The sequence below is a fragment of the Methylophaga sp. UBA2496 genome (assembly GCF_002341635.1).
Lineage (GTDB): Bacteria > Pseudomonadota > Gammaproteobacteria > Nitrosococcales > Methylophagaceae > Methylophaga.
In genome coordinates, this window is the sequence record NZ_DDOK01000003.1 from 196,123 (window position 1) to 212,220 (window position 16,098).

Here is a 16,098-nt window from a genome sequence, read left to right on the forward strand (position 1 = left end):
ATACATATCGCCGGATAAGAAAATCTGGGCATTATAACGCTTCAACCGCCTCTCGTGTTATAAGCATCCAGATGAACGTTATAAAACCTATCGAATTCAAGTTCGCGATTCTCAGTCTGTTATTTGCTGCCACTATGTGGGGCATCATCTGGTATCCGATGCGGTTGTTTGAGCAGGCCGGTATGTCAGTGATATGGGTGACTTTGATTATGTATTTGACTGCCGGGCTGGCCAGTCTGCCGATATTTATCAGGCAACGTTATCACTGGAAACAGATTCCTGCGGATCTACTTTGGCTGGCACTGGCGGCCGGAATGACAAATCTTGCATTTTTGGTGGCCTTGAATGAGGGGCAGGTGATGCGAGTCATGTTGCTATTTTATTTATCACCATTATGGTCGGTCATATTAGGACGCTGGTGGCTGGGAGAAAAACTGTCTATCTCGGCCATCATTATGTTTGTTCTGGCGATGGGGGGCACGGTTCTGATGTTGTGGCGTCCCGATGTGGGATTTCCCTGGCCTCATGGTCTGGCCGATTGGCTGGCTTTGTTTGCCAGTATTTGTTTTGCGATAAACAATGTGCTGAGTCGAAAACTTGCAGCTGTTCCGATGGTGTTAAAAACCACCATTGTCCTGTGGGGCGTGGTCGCTGTTTCAATATTGGTTTTACTGCTGCAACAGGCGTCTATTCCTGCTGTAGATATATCGGTATGGCTAAGTGCCGTTCTGGTGGGAGGCGGTATCATCATTGCGATGACTATCGCAGTACTTTATGGCCTCGCCAGAATGCCGGTTTATCTGGCGGCTGTTATTATGTTATTTGAATTAATTGTGGCAGCGATTTCTTCAGCCTTGTTAACTATGGAAGTGATGACTTTGCAGGAGTGGCTGGGTGGTGCATTAATTTTTGCGGCGGCTTTTGGAATTGCTCAGGTTGAAAAAACCAATCGTTAGACCCATGTCTTTTTTTTTGATTTGCAGGAATTGTTTATGATTAAGTCTATTGCACATGCCAGTTTTCTGGTGGCAGATTTACCTACATCACTGAAGTTTTACTGTGATGTCTTGCAGATCCCGTTGAATCCTAATCGTCCAAAGTTTGCTTATGATGGCGCCTGGCTGGACTTGGATAACAAGCAACAATTGCATTTAATGGTGTTGCCCAACCCCGATTCGACTGATGGTCGCCCTGAACATGGTGGCCGGGACCGGCATGTGGCCCTGCTGGTAGAAGATCTGGAAGCACTTGCATTACGTCTGGAACAAGCCGGTGTGGAATTCTCCCGCAGTAAGTCTGGAAGAGCTGCTTTTTTCTGTCGCGATCCGGATGGAAATGCGCTGGAATTTGCCGAAGACTTTACCCCGGTAACCAAGTAACTCAGTCACTTAAAACTGACAATCAACGGCTTAGCGAGTTACTCACAATTTCTGTGGATAAGTCTGTGGTTAACATTGTTGAAAATCGCTAAGTCGTTAATCTGTAACAGCCCTCTTCAAAATGATTAAAATTTAACCAACTTAAAATTCTATTTAAATTCAATTGGTTAGCTAATCATTTTGTACATTCAATCACTTAGCGAAGTTTGTTGTAAGAGTACTGTAACAATTCAGGAAAAAGTGAATAACTCAGCCAGTTTTATTGGAAGAAAAATCAAAATCTGTGCCAGCAAGTTAACTTTCGATTAATTTTGCCAGGCAATTTCATTTAATTAAATTGCGACTATTTAACACGCTTTCATGACAAGCCCTAGGGAGTATCCGGTAACTCAAGCACTTAAAAGTGTTGATCAATAACTTAGCAAGTTACTCACATTTTCTGTGGATAAGTCTGTGGTTAATATAGGTGAAAATCGCTAAGTCCTTATTCTTTAACAGAGGAACGCGATATGGTTAAAAATTAACCATGTTGTGATTTGCAATAAAATCAATAGCTTAGGTGTGTGTTGTGTGCATTCAATGACTTAGCGAAATTTATTTTAAGCGCACTGTAACAAAACAATCAAAGGTGTATAACTTTAATTGTGCAGATATCAAAAAGTCACACACGCGCTAAAGCTGGATAGATTTGTTCATCAAAAGCTGGGTCTTCGTCTCCGGTGGCATCAATACGTGATTGTTCTAACCCCTTAAAATCAAACAGTTGCTGATCAGCCAATTGGGAGGGGGCAACATTCTGAATGCTTCGGAAAATGTTTTCAACACGCCCGGGATGTTGTTTTTCCCAGTTTTGCAGCATTTCCTTAATTACCTGACGTTGCAGGTTCTCCTGTGAACCACATAAGTTACACGGAATGATCGGGAAGCCCTTCGCTTCAGAGTAGCGGGTGATATCAGACTCTTTGGCATAACACAGCGGCCGGATGACGATATTGGTTTTATCATCGCTCAGAAGTTTGGGCGGCATGGCTTTGGTCTTGCCACCATAAAACATATTCAAAAACAGTGTTTCAATTATATCGTCGCGATGATGACCCAGAGCGATTTTAGTAATGCCATGTTTACGAGCGTAACCGTATAAAGCCCCCCGACGAAGTCTTGAACATATACCACAGGTGGTTTTTCCCTCGGGGACAACTTCTTTAACGATGCTGTAGGTATCCTTTTCAATGATATGAAACGGCACACCGAGGTTGCTGAGATATTCGGGTAATACATGCTCTGGGAAGCCGGGCTGTTTTTGATCAAGGTTGACGGCAATCAACTCAAAATTGATTGGTGCGTGATCGCGTAAATTCAGCAGAATATCCAGCATCGTATAGCTGTCTTTGCCGCCTGAGAGACAGACCATGACTTTATCGCCATCCTGAATCATATCGTAATCAGCGATCGCCTGGCCTACCTGACGACGCAGACGCTTATGCAGTTTATTGAATTCATGTTGTTGTTTAAGTTGATTTTCAGACATTAGATCAGACCTGCAAAAGGTTGGACAGTGACCGATTGACCGGGAGCTATACCGTCACAATCTTCATCCAGTAAAATAAAACAGTTGGCGTGGCTCATGGAGTGCAGAATACCGGAGCCTTGTTCGCCGGTCATCGTCACTTCTAAGTGATTATCGTTATTATTGCGTAAAAATCCACGCTGAAACTCGAAACGGCCGGGACGTTTACGAATCTTTTCTGCTGCTATGGCCTGTAATATCAGTGGGGCCTGGTTAATGGCTCCGGCCAGTTTGTTTAATGCCGGTTGTACAAACTGATAAAAGGTCACCATAACGGACACAGGATTACCGGGTAAGCCAAAAAAATGTGTATCCGTAATTTTGCCATAGGCGAGGGGTCTGCCTGGTTTCATCGCAATTTTCCAGAAATTCACTTCACCAAGTTCTTCCAGTAATTGCTTAACGTAATCGGCTTCACCTACTGAGACACCACCAGAGGTAATGACGACATCGGCTTCCCTGGTTGCTTCTACCAACGCTGTGCGTATCGCATCGGGTGTGTCGGTAACCACACCCATGTCGATGATTTCTGCATCCAGGCGTTTTAACATGGCATACAGCGTGTAACGGTTACTGTCATAAATATCGCCTGGAGATAATGCTTCGCCAACAGAGCGTAATTCATCACCGGTGGAAAAAAACGCAACCCGAATCCGTCGGCGTACCGATACTTCGGCCAATCCAAGCGATGCAAGCAGCCCTAAATCTGCCGGAATAATTCGATGGCCAGCACGAAGCACTACAGCGCCAGCCTGAATATCTTCACCTGCAAGGCGCACATTTTCACCGGCATGATGTTCACCGTGCAGTGTTATCAAATCATCATGAACTTCGGCCTGTTCCTGCATGATGACAGTATCACAACCATCCGGCATCATCGCACCGGTCATGATTCGAACACACTCACCAGCATTAACTGATTTATCAAACGGACGACCGGCAAACGCGCTGCCAATGAGTTTTAGGGAGATGGGCAGGTTTTGAAGATCTTTTCCTCGTAATGCATAACCATCCATTGCTGAATTGGCATGAGGCGGAACAGATAGCGGAGAAATAACATCTTTATGTAACACTTGTCCCAATGCGTCACGTAAAGCGACTTTACGCCAGCAACTGATGGGCGTTATTTGTTGCAAAATGCGCTGTCTGGCTTCTTCAACTCGTAATGTGGTAACCGGTTCAGTTGTGGCGCAGCTTGGCTGTGGGGTAAATTCAGTCATGATGATATTGCCGGATAAAGGTCTGGATAAAGAGCAGAATGGCGTCTAAGTCATTTAAATTCAATTTGGGTATAGAGGGTTCGTCAGGCAAAGCGGAATCCGTTGCAATCGCTATGATATTGGGGTCATCTATATAAATCAATGGCTTACCAATGCTGGCGCGATGTAATTCCAGTTTTGGTATAGCCTCGTTTTTAAAGCCCTCCACCAGAATCAAGTCCAGTTGCCGCATATCTAACCGGGCTAAACAGTCAGCAAGCAGGGGTTCTGATTGCTCAATATTGCTGGTTTGCATAAGTGCCAATAACCGCCGGGAGGCCACCAGGACCTGATTAGCGCCGGCTTCCCTAATTCGATAACTGTCTTTACCGGGCTGATCAATATCAAATAAATGATGTGCATGTTTGATGACGGCGACGTTTAATCCAGCGGTTCTTAGTTTAGGAATCAATTGTGTCAGCAGAGTCGTTTTGCCAGTGCCACTAAATGCGGCTATCCCCAGTATTGGCACCGAGCAGTCGAATCCGGCTGTTTGTATGTCTTCAGGATGATTGAAATTCCTGAAACTATCCGGTTGATCCGAAAAATCTACTTCAATCATCGGTTGCTGGGTAAACCAGCGATCAATTTTTCTTTCGCCGGAGGCGAGATAATTTTGTAAATCGTCAGCCAGTTCACAGTCTAATAATGCAAATACTGGTTGAATACGCTTACCATCGGTTGCAACGGCGATTTTTTTACCGCTGCGAAGCAGGCTTTCCAGCATACGTTGTCGTAATTTTGTACTGGGTGCCGGGCTGTCACAGGGGACAGTCAGAATATAATCGGAATTTGCTGCCTGCATACCGGCCAGCATGCCAGCCAATGGTCCCTGAAAATCGGAAAGTGTATCGCTAATCACAGGATAGCCGAACTGTCGATAGCGCTCGATATTACGATTGGCGTTGATCAGCAGCTGCTCAACCTGGGGTGCAATATGATCAATGACATGTGAGACCAGCGGCCGGTCAAGAAATGCTATCAGGCCTTTGTCATTACCCCCCATGCGACGGGCAGCGCCACCAGCAAGTATGACACCGGTCACGGTTGGGTAGGAATAATCAGTCATGATATTTTGTAATTAATGGCTTTATGTTGAGTAGGGACGATGCGTAAATTTACGATTCTGGTGTTTATTATACTGTGTATTCCACTTAACGCATGGTCGATGGATTTACAAATTATGGTTACCGGACTGTACCGTGATCATGCTGTGGTGGAAATCAACGGTCAGCAACATTTTTTGTCTGTCGATCAACAGACGCCCGAAGGCGTGACTTTAATCAGCGCCAATAGTAGTCAGGCGATACTGGAGGTCGCTGGCAAACGCGGTGTTTTTGAGCTGAATAATCGTGTCGGCGGGGTGTATTCCGCACCACCAGAAATGCCCGTAGTCAGTATCTGGCCAACGAATGGTATGTATCTTACCAGCGGCTCGGTCAATGGTTTTACAGTAGATTTTGTCGTGGATACCGGTGCTTCCGTTATCGCGCTGAATGGTAAAACGGCTAAGCGTTTAGGTTTGAATTATCTGGATGCCAAACAGATTTCTGTCAGAACGGCTTCCGGAGTAGAACTGGCTTACAGTCTTCAATTGGAGACCGTACAGCTTGGAGATATTTCATTGAATAATGTCGCCGCAGTAGTGATTGATGGTCCGGAACCACAACGCGCGTTACTCGGTATGAGCTTTCTGAATGCCTTTGATATGGAACGCAAAGGCGAAAGAATGGATTTGCGCCGGAAATTCTGACAAAAAAAGCCCGGCTATACCGGGCTTTTTTTACTATGAATGATTAACGAATCAATCAAAACCATGGGTAATCAAGGCATAAGCTGAATGGTTATGAATTGATTCAAAGTTTTCCGATTCAACGGTGTAGGCTTTAATGCGATCATCTGCATTAAGTCGCGCTGCGACATCACGTACCATATCTTCCACAAACTTCGGATTGTCGTAGGCATGCTCGGTGACATACTTTTCGTCAGGACGCTTCAACAAACCGTAAATTTGGCAGGATGCTTCGTCCTCTACCAGATCGATTAAATCTTCAATCCAGATAAAGCTGTCGGTTTTGACGGTTAACGTGACATGTGAGCGTTGATTGTGCGCGCCGTAGTCAGAAATGTTTTTTGAGCATGGGCACAGGCTGGTGACTGGCACAATGACTTTTACATTCATGCTGGTTTTTTTACCAACAATTTCACCAATAAAGCTGACCTGATAATCCATCAGACTGCGGACTTTTGAAATAGGGGCTTCTTTGTTTACAAAGTAGGGGAAGCTCATTTCAATATAACCGGATTCAGCATCCAGACGCTCAGTCATTTCGCCCAGCATGGTATGAAATGATTTAACAGTAATTTCACGTTCATGTTGATTAAGGATCTCAACAAAACGAGACATATGTGTGCCTTTGAACTGGTGTGGCAGATTCACATACATATTGAAATTGGCGACAGTGTGCTGTTCGCCGGTAGTGCGATCACTGACCACAACAGGATGGCGAATATCTTTGATGCCAACTTTATCAATCGCTATATGACGTTTGTCTTTAATGTTCTGTACGTCTTCGATTTCTGCTGCTGCCACGGGCTTATTTTGATCAGTCATGATTAGGGTTAATCCTCACTATATTTGACACACGCACGGTCGGTTTCCCAAACCGTGACACCAGAGACTCTGGCTGTGTCGGTGTTTAGCGTATTGCTAAGGCGCTGGTAAAAAAACTGGGCGATATTTTCAGCCGTCGGATTAATCTCATCGAACGGCGGAATATCATTCAGGTAACGGTGATCCAGTGTTTTGGCTAATTCACGAGTCGCCGTTTTAATGGTTTTAAAGTCCATGCCCATACCATGCTGATTAAGTGCATTGGCGGTGACTTCGACTTCAAGTTTCCAGTTATGACCATGCATCCGCCGACAATCCCCAGGATAGTCTCGCAGGGTATGTGCAGAGGCAAAATCAGCCAGAATTTTTAATGTATAGGTGGCGCTCATAATGTTGACTATTATACTCAGGAATTAGGCTATCGAACAGGCCATTATTACGCAAAATAACGATTGATGGTATCGATAATACCACTTGCATCCAGACCACAGGCGCTAAGCATTTGACCATGATCACCATGATCAACAAAGCGGTCAGGCAAGCCCATCATATGTAAGCGAGTACGAATATCCTGTTGCTGATAGTACTCGTTGACAGCACTGCCGGCGCCCCCCAGAACGGCATTTTCTTCAATCGTGATGATTAATTGATGATTGGCGGCAATCTCATCAAGCATCTGAGTGTCCAGTGGTTTGACAAAGCGCATATTCACCACAGTGGCATCTACTTGCTCAGCAGCATCAAGCGCTGCGTGTAATAACGTCCCAAAGGCCAGAATAGCGATTTTTTTGCCCGAACGGCAGGTATGGGCTTTACAGATGGCTATGCTGTCCAGTTTTGGTTCAACCGTTGTGCCATTGCCGCACCCACGCGGGTATCTTACGGCCGCAGGGCCATTATGATGAAACCCGGTGGTCAGCATTTGCCTGCATTCATTTTCATCGCTTGGTGTCATGATCAACATGTTGGGAATACAGCGCAGATAACTAAGGTCAAAACTTCCTGCATGTGTCGCACCATCCGCACCAACTAACCCTGCGCGATCAATGGCGAATAACACGGGAAGATTCTGTAATGCCACATCATGTATTAATTGATCGTAAGCGCGTTGCAGAAAAGTTGAATAAATTGCCACAACAGGTTTTTTACCTTCACAGGCCATTCCTGCAGCCAGCGTTACTGCATGTTGTTCTGCTATGCCAACGTCAAAGTAACGTTCAGGAAAGCGTTCCGCAAAGGCATTCAGGCCCGATCCTTCACACATGGCGGGCGTAATCGCTATTAATTCTTCGGAGGCGGCACCCATATCACACAGCCATTGACTGAAAACCTGGGTAAACGTGGGACCGGATTTTTTACTGTTAGCAGGACTGACGCCATGGTATTTGCAAGGCTGCTGTTCGGCTGGTTCAAAGCCTTTACCTTTTTTGGTGACAATATGCAGAAATTGCGCACCTTTACTGTTGCGCAGATTGCTCAATGTCGTAATTAACGTGTCGAGATCGTGTCCATCAATGGGACCGATATAGTTAAAACCCATTTCTTCAAACAGGGTCCCAGGCACCATCATGCCTTTGACGTGTTCTTCTGTTCGACGGGCAAACTCCCAGGCTGAGGGTATTTTTTCCAGCACTTTCTTACTGCTTTCACGCGCAGAACGATAAAAACGTCCGGAGAGCAGTCTGGCCAGATAATTGGCCATACCGCCGACATTTTTGGAAATCGACATTTCATTATCGTTAAGCACGACCAATAAGTCGGCATTCAGATCACCCGCATGCGCCAGTGCTTCATAGGCCTGACCAGCCGTCAGAGCACCATCACCAATAATGGCTACCGAACGTCTTGATTCTCCGCTGTCACGCGCAGCAATAGCCATGCCCAATGCGGCACTGATTGAGGTACTCGAATGACCAACCCCGAAACTGTCGTATTCACTTTCACTGCGTTTGGGAAAGCCGGAAAGTCCTCCGGGTTGACGCATGGTATGCAGTTGATCTCGGCGCCCTGTCAGAATTTTGTGGGCATAGCTTTGGTGTCCAACATCCCAGACCAGGCGATCTTCAGGTGTGTTAAACACATAATGCAAAGCTAATGTGAGCTCGACAACGCCTAAATTTGACGAAATATGACCGCCGGTTTGCTGGATTTTGTCGATAATCAGTTCGCGGATCTCATTCGCTAATTGATCCAGTTGTTTACGTTCCAAGTTACGTAACTGGGCGGGGGAGTCGATTTGGGCAAGTAGGCTTGTCATGTTGAATCAGTGTGATTAAAAGGTTCGTTGCACGACAAACGTTGCCAGTGCCCGCAGTGCTAAACATTGATTTTCTAGATTATCGAGTGCTGCCAATGCATCTGTTACCAGCGTCTGTGCCTTGTTACGGGCGGCTTCCAGTCCCATCAATGACGGATACGTTGGTTTATTACGAGCAATATCTGCACCCTGCTGTTTACCCAATGTAGCAGTATCAGCAATCACATCCAACACATCATCCTGTACCTGAAATGCCAGACCGATAGCCTCAGCATAATTGTTCAGCTGTTTTAAATCCGCTGTGCTGTGATTTGCGCTGCAATAGGCGCCTAACATGACACTGGCTTTGATTAATGCCCCGGTTTTTAATAAATGCATGGCCTCAAGGTCGGATTGGCTGAGTTGTTTGCCCACTGAAGCTAAATCAATAGCTTGTCCTCCGGCCATGCCCAGAACACCAGAGGCGTTTGCCAGACATTTCACCATGGCAATTTGCTGGGCAGGTGGCAAATTGTTATCAGTTAAACATTCAAATGACAGGCTCTGCAGTGCATCACCGACTAATAAAGCTGTCGCTTCATCATAGGCTTTGTGACAAGTCGGCTGACCACGCCGTAAATCATCATCATCCATCATAGGCATATCATCATGCACCAGTGAATAGGCATGTATCATCTCGACTGCGCAGGCAGCTGAATCCAATGCCTCAGGATCTGCATTGAAGGCTTCTCCAGTTGCGTAGACCAGCATTGCACGCAAACGTTTACCACCATTCAATGTCGCGTAGTGCATAGCTTCAGCCAAGGTCGCAGCTGCAACAGTATTTTGATCGGGTAATCGTTGTTGTAAAGCCAGACTAATACGTTGCTGGTGCGCGGGCATCCAGTCAGAAAGCGAAAATTCTTGTGTCACGAGGCCTCGGAATCAGGATCAAAATCTACTAAATCAGACTGACCGGATTGCTGCAATAACATTTGTACTTTCTGTTCTGCAGCCTGCAAAGCCTCCTGGCAATCACGGGTAAGCAATACACCGCGTTCATAGAGTTTTAACGATTCTTCCAGGCTGATATCACCTTGTTCCAAACGCTCTACCAGTGATTCCAGTTCACTGACTGCCGCTTCATAATCCAGTTTTTTGCGTTTTGCCACCATATTGGCCTCTGTACAAATTTCGCGTTAACGTCACATTATAAGTCAATCGAAGCTGACATGCCTGCTGGAATGTTTGTTAATTTCCCGTTAGTCTGTAGCGTTTTCCTCTTACACTGAACTGTTCATGCCGAAAATCTTTCGCGGCTTATACAATTTACCCGACCCCGCACAAGGTTGCGTGGCGACGATTGGTAACTTTGATGGCGTCCATCTGGGGCATCAGGCTGTACTGACTCAATTGGCGATGAAAGCAGACATGCTTAATTTGCCTGCTGTGGTGATCACTTTTGAACCCCAGCCTTTTGAATATTTTGTACCGGGAAAAGCTCCCGCCAGATTATCGCGTTTCCGTGAAAAAGTAGAAGCATTACGCGCCTATTCGATTCAAAAACTCTGCGTATTGCGTTTTAATCGCCAGCTTGCCGAAATGCAGGCCGAAACCTTTATTCAAAAACTATTGGTAGAAGGGTTGAATGTTCGCTATCTGGTGGTGGGTGATGATTTTCGCTTTGGCAAAGATCGACAAGGTGACTTTAACCTGTTACAACAAGTCGGCAAAAATCAAGGTTTTCAAGTCGTCAATATGCATACCTTTGCCATTGATGCGATGCGGGTCAGCAGTACCCGTATTCGAGACGCTTTGCGTGAGGGGGATTTGAGCGTGGCAGAAAAATTACTAGGCCGACCTTACAGGATGAGTGGCCGCGTCGCACATGGCGATAAACGTGGTCGCAAAATGGGGTATCCGACGGCAAATATTCATCTGCATCGGGCAAAAGTACCGTTAAATGGTGTTTATGCTGTGCAGTTGTACGGCATTGATGAAGAGCCGGTAAATGGGGTTGCCAATATCGGTGTCAGACCTACAATTTCAGGCAGCGATAAAGCTTTGCTCGAAGTGCATCTGTTTGATTTTCAGCGTGATATTTATGGTGAGCACGTACAGGTCTATTTTCTAAAAAAACTGCGTGATGAACAGAAATTTGCCAGTCTGGAAAAATTGATTGAACAGATTCATTTCGACTCCGCGCAGGCGAAAGATTATTTTGAGAGTCACATCGAGTTATAGTCGCCCTGGTCGCTGGCAAATTTACCCGCTTCATAATCTGATATTAGCTGTTCTGCAGCGTGGAGATCTTCATCGTTGACAAAGATATGGGCAAAATCACTGGCAGGTAAATCTCCTACAGCGCCTTGTAAATAATGCCCGCCAACATGAGTTTCTATGCCATGTGAATCCAGTAGGCCCGCCACAATGTGTGCTTCAAGAATATTGGAACCGCGAAATATCAGCTTCATGATTATTGCAGATGTACTGCTTCAAATCGGGCCATTACATTACCTTCCACATCAGCCAGCTCAAGATGTTGACCTTCAATTTGCCAGTAACGTACTTTTTCCAGCATAAAATGGACTGCCTGAGCCGTTTCCATGCCTTCAGAGCAAGCCATCATGGTGCTGGCGATACGATTAAATTTCAGCTTGTCTTCCCTAAGTTGAAAACTGCCCATGATCCGGTTGCAACCATCCGATCCGGAGAGACGGTTTTCTTCACTGGCTAAAATAATTGAAGGTTCACGTTGCTGTTCATATACTTCTACCGGCTCATCATTCAAACGAGTCAGTTTCCAATAGGTGTTGAGCAGGTTTTCGTTATAGCCCAGCTCGCCACAGGTTTCACCAGGCCAGATATCGTCGGCACTCGTGACGATGAGATTTGGCTGAATTTCGCCAGTATCACTATTAGCACGAGGCTCCAGGTAACCCGTCACCTCAACTAATAAAGGTTGATTAACCTCTTCCGCATACTCCAGATAAAGCGATTCAAGTGTTGCATTATCTGCTTCCTGAGCAACAAACCAGCGCTGACCCGTCAGACATTCTGTAAAGATGCCGCTATCAGCCATGTAACTATACATCCCGTGAAACTGCATAGCAGGGTAGACAGCCCGGAATTGTGTTTCCCGTTGTAATCGATAATTCAGCGAACTATTAATCAACGTATATTCCTGATCCAGCAAACGGATACTGCCATCTTTTTCGATTTGGAATGCCGTTTGCTGAGGATCGTCAGATAGTAGCCGGAGCTGACCCGTTTGTTGCTGCCATTGTCCAAGTTGATAAAACGTCGCATTATCGCCTGAGTCCTGATAATGCAATTGAAGATAATAGCTTTGGTCGGCAAATAAATTGAGATGATAATCAATGCCGGGGCAGTCAGCACAGGGCAAAGTGCCGCTGTAGCTGACTGGTAAATCGTCGGTAATCAAATGACGCTCATCAGCTTGTTCAGTGCTGCAAGCACTGATAAACAGGAATGACATCAAGATCAACCCATACTTCAACATATTGAACTCCGGTTAAAGTTGCCCGGAGCTATCGATGAAATTCACCTGCACGCTCCGGCTGATATTCAATGGCTTCTATTCTGACCTGTAACATCCCACCATTACCATCTGGCCAATTGATTTCGTCGCCTTCTTTTAAGCCCAGCATGGCACTGCCTACTGGTGCTAAAATGGAAATCCGGTCACCAGAATCATCCATATCCTTTGGATAGACCAATTTCAGCGTAAAAGTTGCTCCGCTGGAAATGACGGAAAATTTCACCTGTGAATTCATTGTTACTACATTGGCTGGCATTTTTTCAGGCTCAACCAGTTCAGCTCGCTCCAGTTCAGTTTCTAAAGCAGTTTTAATATTCGCCGGTATCCCTGCAGATACCTGCAGTAAGCTTTCGATACGTGCGTAATCGAGTTCAGAAATAATAATGTCAGGTTGCGTATTCACAATAAACTCCATTCAACAAATTAAAAGACGCACAAAAAACTACCATCTATGTTTGACGGCATTCATTTTCATGGCGTTGGGGGAAAATCCGAGACCTGATTATGATGGCACAAATTTCAAACTGATATAAGGTGCCAGTAAAAACAAAAAAATGGCTAGCTTATACAGCATCATTCCAAAGTAGTGGAGTTGTGAGAAGTGCTCCTGGCTCAGAGTGAACCAGCGACTATGCAGCCGATATATTTTGTCACGGCCAACAGCAAACAAGATGAACCACAGCGTCAACAGCAGATAATTGAGCACAGTGGTCCAACCCAAAACAAAGGTCATTGTTTCCAGCGTCATTGCAGATACTCCTTTCAACAGTGCCTAATTTACGCTGAGTTATTGCTGAATAAAAGTCGCCGGTGTTTACCTGTTGCCGCGCAGCTTTTTAATAAGACGCTTGATTGCTTTGCGTCCATAGCGGCGCTTGAATTTAACTTTAAAATCATAAAGATAAAACGGCAAACGGCAACGAAAGTTAAACGGCAATTTATATTTGGTATGTTGCAGATAATGTCCAACCAGTTTTTCTCTGCCAGGCCAGTGTAGTTTATTGCAGATCCGAGTGAGATCAGACAGACGTTCAGCAAGCGTCGCATTACGATTGAAAAAGCGGGCCCGATTGATATCAATCAGCGTAAATTCAAGCTCAGCATCGGCTTGTTTTTTGATCAGAATGTTGCCGCCTGCCAGATCACGGAAGAACACTCCACGACCGTGCAGCTCTAACAGAAACTGACTGAGTTGCTGATATAGCTGGTCTTCGCTGACACCTTGATATTCTGTAGCACCTTCATTAAACGCAGTGAGGATGTCTCTGGCTGAGAAATCGTGTTCAACTAAATCGCACAGATAATAATTGTCGGTCAGTGTTTTATCATCGGCCCGTTCAAAATAAGCGATTGGCAGTCCGGTCGGAATGCCTCGGCGTAATAATTCAGCTGCTGCATTCCAGCTGCGTCGGGATTTGCATGGCTTGAATTTATCCAATAACAATTTATGCGGCGGCATACGTAATGGTTTTTTGATGACAATCGGTTTGTCTAAAATATTATCTAGCCGCCAGATAACATTACGGGCTTTGCGTAAGGTGTTTGCTTCGGTTGCTTCAGGTAAATAGGCTGGATGCAGCTTTTGCTTCAGTGCAGCAGCATGTTCGGCATTTTCAGCAATTAATAAACCTTTCCAGCCATCCTGTTCAAACTCATACAAGTTCTTGCCGGGTGCATGACGATAAACTGAAACGCGTTCACGCGCATTCGGGCTGGATTTAAGTTCAATTTTTGCGCCGGCCGGCCAGCACAGAAAAACCGGTGTTTCGGTAACAAACTCGGGTTTCTCAACCGCAATTTCTCCGTCCCGAGTGATGACTTCAACATTTTCAAGTTGTGCCGGAGCATATAAAGCATGCATTGGCATAGCCTGACCATTGGCCGTCCATAGCACGTGAATTAATTTGTCTTTGCTGCGGAAAGCATGGACTTCAATGGCTTCGGCTGTGGCGAGTGGACCCTCGTACAGACTGCCCGGTATCAGCCGATTAAAATTTTTCATGGCATAAAAAGCCGGACGCGTCCGAAAATCCTGGCGCTGTCCAAGCACGGATCGGTAATGTGTAATTCTCTCCAGCTCAGGATAAGTCTCATAACCATCATCAATCAGACCTTCGCGGTGGCAGATGAATGGGCCCCAATAGGCTTGCTGCATTGCTCCGGACGCGGCAAGCAAGGTCAGGTAACGACTCAGATAGTCCGCTTGTTTCTCTTCACCATTGACCAATACCCGGCGGATACGCGGCAATGTCCAGAACGCTGCTGGCGAAATAAATTCCTTAACGCCAAAATCGTCGCTGATTTTTTTTAATATTCTTGCTTTTTTAACCAGGTTCACTTTCAGCCGCATGGCTAATTTGGTACCAAAAATACGGTGGTCAAAGCGTTCCGGTTCGGTGACACGTTCACTGAAGAGATTATTCGTATGAATATCCGGTAATTGATTCTCACGACGCAGACGCGTCAGTACCGCAATGTTGTGCAGCGGTTCAAAGTCAGAAATATTTGGACCAGCCAGTTTTATATTACGGGATTTGATTTCTTCAAACGCAATGCGCCAGGCATTAAAAAAACTCTCGGTGTCATAGCCAGCCCAACGACGACGATTGCTGGTGGAACCGACCTCAATAGCACTGACTCTTGAACCAAATCGACTGGCCACTGTTTGTACAAAATCACGCCAGCGTAGCTGTGCGCTACCCGTTTTCATTTGCTGGGCTTCGCTAAAAGGCTGCACTAAATGTAGTAACACCTTGATGTCGGTTGCCAGCAGGCGTTCCAGTAAACGCGTGACTGGACCGCCTTCATCACCGTATGTGTAGTCAAGACGAACCTGTTTAATTTCTAATTCAGTCAGTCTTTGCAGGATATAGTCATCGACGGCCGGATCGTCGGAAGTGGTTACACCGACGCCAACAAAATCTACCGGAACAATATGTTTAGCTTTGGGTAAATGACCGTCAGGTAAAGCCAAACGGCCTGCAAATACATAACGCAAAGCATTGCCCAGTGAATTTGCGTCCATTAATGGGCCATTTTCAATCTTGTTTTGCGAGTTGTCCGACGTGCTCATAAAAAATCCGAAAGTTCATGCCCGGTAGTGGGCTATTTGAGGCAAAGAAAAGGTCTTAATTCAGAGGTGAAGTTTAATGCGTTATGCTGTTGGAAAATACATTTAATACCACCACACCAACTAAAATCATTGAAATTCCAATGATGGCTGCTGTATCGAGTTTTTGACCAAATACAATCCAGCCGATTAATGCTATCAACACAACGCCGATGCCTGCCCAGATAGCATAGGCAATGCCCACTGGAATAACTTTTAACGACAGGGCTAAAAAATAAAAGGCAACACTATAACCGAGGATAACAGCTATTGATGGCCAAAATCGGGTAAATCCTTCCGAAGCTTTAAGAAAGCTGGTGCCAAATACTTCAGCAATAATAGCGATACTTAATAGTAACCATTTAGACATCA

18 protein-coding genes are annotated in these 16,098 nt (G+C 45.5%); 4 read left to right on the top strand and 14 right to left on the bottom strand.

What is annotated here, in order from left to right; translation table 11 throughout:
• Positions 1-71: 71 nt before the first annotated feature.
• Both B2W60_RS01730 and B2W60_RS01735 read left to right on the top strand, forming a co-directional pair.
• Entirely contained in the window at positions 72-956 is an 885-nt protein-coding gene (locus B2W60_RS01730; protein ID WP_292361542.1) for a DMT family transporter, read from the top strand.
• Positions 957-992: 36 nt separating this feature from the next.
• Positions 993-1,379, top strand: coding sequence for a VOC family protein (locus B2W60_RS01735; RefSeq protein WP_292361543.1), 387 nt, complete (start codon positions 993-995; stop codon positions 1,377-1,379).
• Between the two features lie 661 nt (positions 1,380-2,040).
• Here the strand turns inward: B2W60_RS01735 and ttcA are convergent.
• Genes ttcA through mobA form a run of 3 tightly spaced genes read right to left on the bottom strand, consistent with a single transcriptional unit; the run spans position 2,041 to position 5,274 of the window.
• On the bottom strand, positions 2,041-2,907 hold the full coding sequence (gene ttcA, locus B2W60_RS01740; protein ID WP_292361544.1) for a tRNA 2-thiocytidine(32) synthetase TtcA: 867 nt from the start codon (positions 2,905-2,907) through the stop codon (positions 2,041-2,043).
• A complete protein-coding gene (locus B2W60_RS01745) occupies positions 2,907-4,166 on the bottom strand; it encodes a bifunctional molybdopterin-guanine dinucleotide biosynthesis adaptor protein MobB/molybdopterin molybdotransferase MoeA (RefSeq protein ID WP_292361545.1) in 1,260 nt (419 codons plus the stop codon). The genes ttcA and B2W60_RS01745 overlap by 1 nt, the downstream gene beginning before the upstream one ends.
• Positions 4,159-5,274: a molybdenum cofactor guanylyltransferase MobA gene (gene mobA / locus B2W60_RS01750; protein WP_292361546.1), complete on the bottom strand. Its 1,116-nt coding sequence runs from the start codon at positions 5,272-5,274 to the stop codon at positions 4,159-4,161. The genes B2W60_RS01745 and mobA overlap by 8 nt, the downstream gene beginning before the upstream one ends.
• Before the next feature lie 39 nt (positions 5,275-5,313).
• Between mobA and B2W60_RS01755 the strand changes: the two genes are divergently transcribed.
• Entirely contained in the window at positions 5,314-5,958 is a 645-nt protein-coding gene (locus B2W60_RS01755) for a retropepsin-like aspartic protease family protein (protein WP_292361547.1), read from the top strand.
• Between the two features lie 51 nt (positions 5,959-6,009).
• Here the strand turns inward: B2W60_RS01755 and folE2 are convergent, their stop codons facing one another.
• The 5 genes from folE2 to B2W60_RS01780 are packed head-to-tail and all read right to left on the bottom strand — an operon-like array spanning position 6,010 to position 10,230.
• Positions 6,010-6,819 carry a GTP cyclohydrolase FolE2 gene (folE2, locus tag B2W60_RS01760; RefSeq protein ID WP_292361548.1) on the bottom strand — a complete coding sequence of 270 codons (810 nt, stop codon included), beginning with the start codon at positions 6,817-6,819 and terminating at the stop codon, positions 6,010-6,012.
• 8 nt (positions 6,820-6,827) lie between these two features.
• On the bottom strand, positions 6,828-7,208 hold the full coding sequence (gene queD, locus B2W60_RS01765) for a 6-carboxytetrahydropterin synthase QueD (RefSeq protein WP_292361549.1): 381 nt from the start codon (positions 7,206-7,208) through the stop codon (positions 6,828-6,830).
• 47 nt (positions 7,209-7,255) lie between these two features.
• Complete coding sequence (dxs, locus tag B2W60_RS01770) at positions 7,256-9,076, bottom strand: 1-deoxy-D-xylulose-5-phosphate synthase (protein WP_292361550.1); 1,821 nt, start codon at positions 9,074-9,076, stop codon at positions 7,256-7,258.
• Between the two features lie 15 nt (positions 9,077-9,091).
• The gene (ispA, locus tag B2W60_RS01775; protein WP_292361822.1) at positions 9,092-9,958 is read right to left on the bottom strand and encodes a (2E,6E)-farnesyl diphosphate synthase; all 867 of its coding nucleotides are present in this window, start codon (positions 9,956-9,958) and stop codon (positions 9,092-9,094) included.
• A gap of 26 nt (positions 9,959-9,984) precedes the next feature.
• Complete coding sequence (locus B2W60_RS01780) at positions 9,985-10,230, bottom strand: exodeoxyribonuclease VII small subunit (protein ID WP_292361551.1); 246 nt, start codon at positions 10,228-10,230, stop codon at positions 9,985-9,987.
• A gap of 124 nt (positions 10,231-10,354) precedes the next feature.
• On the opposite strand from B2W60_RS01780, the gene ribF reads away from it, so the two are divergent.
• The gene (gene ribF / locus B2W60_RS01785) at positions 10,355-11,299 is read left to right on the top strand and encodes a bifunctional riboflavin kinase/FAD synthetase (RefSeq protein WP_292361552.1); all 945 of its coding nucleotides are present in this window, start codon (positions 10,355-10,357) and stop codon (positions 11,297-11,299) included.
• Here ribF and B2W60_RS01790 read toward each other — a convergent pair.
• From B2W60_RS01790 to B2W60_RS01815, 6 genes are all read right to left on the bottom strand, one after another.
• Positions 11,284-11,529 carry a DUF2007 domain-containing protein gene (locus B2W60_RS01790; protein WP_292361553.1) on the bottom strand — a complete coding sequence of 82 codons (246 nt, stop codon included), beginning with the start codon at positions 11,527-11,529 and terminating at the stop codon, positions 11,284-11,286. The two genes, ribF and B2W60_RS01790, sit on opposite strands and share 16 nt — an antisense overlap.
• 2 nt (positions 11,530-11,531) lie before the next feature.
• Positions 11,532-12,578 carry an META domain-containing protein gene (locus B2W60_RS01795; RefSeq protein WP_292361554.1) on the bottom strand — a complete coding sequence of 349 codons (1,047 nt, stop codon included), beginning with the start codon at positions 12,576-12,578 and terminating at the stop codon, positions 11,532-11,534.
• 28 nt (positions 12,579-12,606) lie between these two features.
• The gene (gene rnk / locus B2W60_RS01800) at positions 12,607-13,020 is read right to left on the bottom strand and encodes a nucleoside diphosphate kinase regulator (protein WP_292361555.1); all 414 of its coding nucleotides are present in this window, start codon (positions 13,018-13,020) and stop codon (positions 12,607-12,609) included.
• 99 nt (positions 13,021-13,119) lie between these two features.
• Positions 13,120-13,365, bottom strand: a complete 246-nt coding sequence (locus B2W60_RS01805; RefSeq protein ID WP_292361556.1) for a DUF6868 family protein — start codon at positions 13,363-13,365, stop codon at positions 13,120-13,122.
• A gap of 66 nt (positions 13,366-13,431) precedes the next feature.
• Complete coding sequence (locus B2W60_RS01810) at positions 13,432-15,690, bottom strand: lipopolysaccharide kinase InaA family protein (protein ID WP_292361557.1); 2,259 nt, start codon at positions 15,688-15,690, stop codon at positions 13,432-13,434.
• A 73-nt stretch (positions 15,691-15,763) separates the two neighbouring features.
• The gene (locus tag B2W60_RS01815) at positions 15,764-16,096 is read right to left on the bottom strand and encodes a DMT family transporter (RefSeq protein WP_292361558.1); all 333 of its coding nucleotides are present in this window, start codon (positions 16,094-16,096) and stop codon (positions 15,764-15,766) included.
• Positions 16,097-16,098 lie beyond the last annotated feature (2 nt).

Coding starts and splice junctions, on each gene's coding strand:
- B2W60_RS01730 (WP_292361542.1), top strand. CDS start 72: ATGAACGTTATAAAACCTATCGAATTCAAGTTCGCGATTCTCAGTCTG.
- B2W60_RS01735 (WP_292361543.1), top strand. CDS start 993: ATGATTAAGTCTATTGCACATGCCAGTTTTCTGGTGGCAGATTTACCT.
- ttcA (WP_292361544.1), bottom strand. CDS start 2,907: ATGTCTGAAAATCAACTTAAACAACAACATGAATTCAATAAACTGCAT.
- B2W60_RS01745 (WP_292361545.1), bottom strand. CDS start 4,166: ATGACTGAATTTACCCCACAGCCAAGCTGCGCCACAACTGAACCGGTT.
- mobA (WP_292361546.1), bottom strand. CDS start 5,274: ATGACTGATTATTCCTACCCAACCGTGACCGGTGTCATACTTGCTGGT.
- B2W60_RS01755 (WP_292361547.1), top strand. CDS start 5,314: ATGCGTAAATTTACGATTCTGGTGTTTATTATACTGTGTATTCCACTT.
- folE2 (WP_292361548.1), bottom strand. CDS start 6,819: ATGACTGATCAAAATAAGCCCGTGGCAGCAGCAGAAATCGAAGACGTA.
- queD (WP_292361549.1), bottom strand. CDS start 7,208: ATGAGCGCCACCTATACATTAAAAATTCTGGCTGATTTTGCCTCTGCA.
- dxs (WP_292361550.1), bottom strand. CDS start 9,076: ATGACAAGCCTACTTGCCCAAATCGACTCCCCCGCCCAGTTACGTAAC.
- ispA (WP_292361822.1), bottom strand. CDS start 9,958: ATGCCCGCGCACCAGCAACGTATTAGTCTGGCTTTACAACAACGATTA.
- B2W60_RS01780 (WP_292361551.1), bottom strand. CDS start 10,230: ATGGTGGCAAAACGCAAAAAACTGGATTATGAAGCGGCAGTCAGTGAA.
- ribF (WP_292361552.1), top strand. CDS start 10,355: ATGCCGAAAATCTTTCGCGGCTTATACAATTTACCCGACCCCGCACAA.
- B2W60_RS01790 (WP_292361553.1), bottom strand. CDS start 11,529: ATGAAGCTGATATTTCGCGGTTCCAATATTCTTGAAGCACACATTGTG.
- B2W60_RS01795 (WP_292361554.1), bottom strand. CDS start 12,578: ATGTTGAAGTATGGGTTGATCTTGATGTCATTCCTGTTTATCAGTGCT.
- B2W60_RS01805 (WP_292361556.1), bottom strand. CDS start 13,365: ATGACGCTGGAAACAATGACCTTTGTTTTGGGTTGGACCACTGTGCTC.
- B2W60_RS01810 (WP_292361557.1), bottom strand. CDS start 15,690: ATGAGCACGTCGGACAACTCGCAAAACAAGATTGAAAATGGCCCATTA.
- B2W60_RS01815 (WP_292361558.1), bottom strand. CDS start 16,096: ATGTCTAAATGGTTACTATTAAGTATCGCTATTATTGCTGAAGTATTT.